This is a genomic window from Bacillus hominis, from assembly GCF_018332515.1.
Classification (GTDB): domain Bacteria; phylum Bacillota; class Bacilli; order Bacillales; family Bacillaceae_G; genus Bacillus_A; species Bacillus_A hominis.
Window position 1 is genome coordinate 1 of the sequence record NZ_BOQD01000404.1, and the last position, 2,169, is coordinate 2,169.

1 protein-coding gene and 1 pseudogene are annotated in these 2,169 nt (G+C 30.0%); both read left to right on the forward strand.

Annotated elements, in window-relative coordinates:
• Positions 1-280: 280 nt before the first annotated feature.
• Positions 281-1,639 (forward strand): site-specific integrase, encoded by a 1,359-nt coding sequence (locus KI356_RS25725; protein ID WP_212936854.1) that lies wholly within the window; start codon positions 281-283, stop codon positions 1,637-1,639.
• A pseudogene (locus KI356_RS25730) lies at positions 1,620-2,169 on the forward strand (hypothetical protein); the annotation flags it as partial. The gene KI356_RS25725 and the pseudogene KI356_RS25730, both read left to right, overlap by 20 nt.

Here is a 2,169-nt window from a genome sequence, read left to right on the forward strand (position 1 = left end):
TCTTCTCTGTACATAATAGTGCGGAAATTAAAGTATATGTATAGGTTTGGAACGTTAACATCGATAACAACCAAATATAAGCTAAAAATAGAAGCTACACACTTTAATAAAAGTGTGTAGCTTCTATTTTTTATTCAATATACAATCAAAAAAGATGTAATATTTAGAATAATTAAAATTAATGAATTTTGGTTTATATTAAGATTATATTTACTAAATTACAAAAATGACTACAACATATTTAGGGTAAAAGAATAAATGATTGAGAGGAAGAAATAATTTGCAAACCTTAGATCAGAAATTTCATTGGATGCCAAGAGGTGTGATTCTACAAAAGAGGGTGGGAAATGAGATTAAGTTTGAAGAAACGGTTCTCATATGCATAAAAAATACAGTTAACGATTTAATTATTCCGCATCCTATTACTGATTTTATTAGAAAAACTTATAGGAATAGAGGAGTAGGCTATCATACTCAACTCAAAGCTGCTAGGGTAATATGTAAATTCCTTAATTTCATCTACAGTAATATTGAAGATGAAGTGGTTGGATATAAAGAATTGCAAATTAAAGGAATAAAAGGAATAAAGCTAAAACATGGTGGTGATTTTATAACACATTTAACTTATGAAGGAGTCAGTTTTAATCACTCAGATTATTGTGAAAGTGTACTTACAAAATTATATATATATCTAAGAGAACATGAGTTGATAACCGAAGATTTTCAGGTGATTTACAGAAAAGATGATAAAAAAGTAGGGCATCCATTATCTCTATTTAGTAAGTCAATTTTTGATATTGAGCGACCGAATAGAAATCAAACGAATGAGAAACACAAATTAAAAGATTTTGGTCCTAATCGATATAGACTTGTTTATGAATTTATTGAGGAAGCAGAATCTAGTGATATAGCGTTAGGAGTGTGTTTTCAATTTCTAGCAGGATTACGAGTAGGCGAAGTTGTTAATTTAACAAGAGAATCTATCTATGAAAAAGGATTTAGGGGAAATGATGGAATGTGGTTAGTAATTGAAGATAATCAAGAGAATTTATTTAGACATTTATCTTCTAGATACGATGTGCAAGTTAAGAGACCTAGGGAAGTGTTTGTTTTAGAGGATGAGAAACTTTGGGAAATTTATCATATTCATATGGAGAAATTAGAGAAATTAAAAAAACAGTTTAAAAATAAAGAGAGTAATGCTCTATTTATTTCTAGGAGTACAGGGCTAGCTCTGAGTGGTACTGGATATGCTAAGCGATTTTTAAGAATTAAAGAACGTTTCTTGGAAAAGTTGAGAATAAATCGTCGTTACGAGGACTTGGAATTCTTAACGAGTCTTCCTTGGTCAACACATATAGGTAGAGGTGTTTTTACCAATTTTCTTATTGATTTAGGTCTAAGTATTGAGGAAATTGCAAATTTAAGGGGAGATAAAACACTAACTGCCACATTGGAATATATTGAGAAGAGAACTTCTTATAGTAAGGTAAAGGAACATGTTAATATTCTTTCTAGTGTATATGGTGAGGGTGTAGATGACGCTGATGTTTATGAAAACTCATCTAATAAGAGACAGGAGTATGATGGTTATATCAGTAGATGGGGAGGATTAAAGAGTGGATCAAGAATATATTGAGTTGAAACATGTGAATTACAAGCTAACAGACAACAATCTAAGGTTTCTTGTAGAGAATAATATTATTAGCATAAAATATGAGGGGAAAACAGCTTTTATTCATAGAGAAGATTTTAAAAAACATATACAGTGGGAAAGAAAATTTAGCGAAGAATATTTTACTATAAAGCAATTTTGGACGTACCTAGGGCTTAAGTGCCTCGATAATAAACAATTATTAAATTCATATTATAAAAATCTTGTTTCTCTTTCTAGAGAAGGGCATATACATTTAAGAACACTAGAATACCCATTGTTTACATTGGGTGATCAAAAGGAATATAGGGTTGTGAGGCGCTATGTGAGAAAGTGTGAAGTAATTGATATTTTGGACAAATATGTGACGATAAATGAGTTTATGAAGATTGCAGATATAGGATATGCTCAAGCGATGTTTGTAATCGATAGTTTTAATATAAGAAAGATACAATTTATAAGGAAAAAGGAGTTCACATTCTATAAAAAAAAGGATATTAGAAAATTTTTGATGT